The sequence below is a fragment of the Halomonas sp. SIMBA_159 genome (genome assembly GCF_046536035.1).
GTDB classification, from domain to species: domain Bacteria; phylum Pseudomonadota; class Gammaproteobacteria; order Pseudomonadales; family Halomonadaceae; genus Vreelandella; species Vreelandella venusta_A.
The window spans coordinates 1-259 of sequence record NZ_JAWJBT010000934.1; the positions used below are offsets into that span (position 1 = coordinate 1).

Consider the following 259-nt stretch of genomic DNA (forward strand, 5'->3'; position numbering starts at 1 on the left):
GGTGTCCACGCCGAAGGGGCCGCTGACCCAGCACCACAAGCGGATCAAGGAGGGCCGCGGCGTCCACGTCATCCTCCCGTGGTATCGCCACCCGGAGAAGGCGCAGGGCGCGAAGCAGGTCCGCGACGAGCTGGGTCACGTGAAATGGACCAGCCCGTGGTACCGGCGGCAGGAGGAGACGATGAGCCGCAAGGCGCTCGCGCAGGAAGTGGACATGATCCACGGTCAGGCGGGCGACGTGTTCTTCGACTACCACGAG

At 67.6% G+C, this 259-nt stretch carries 1 protein-coding gene; it reads left to right on the forward strand.

Annotated features, from left to right (window positions below; genetic code table 11):
• The coding region (locus tag R0J87_RS22010) for a hypothetical protein (protein ID WP_498888975.1) at positions 1-259 on the forward strand (259 nt) is incomplete at both ends.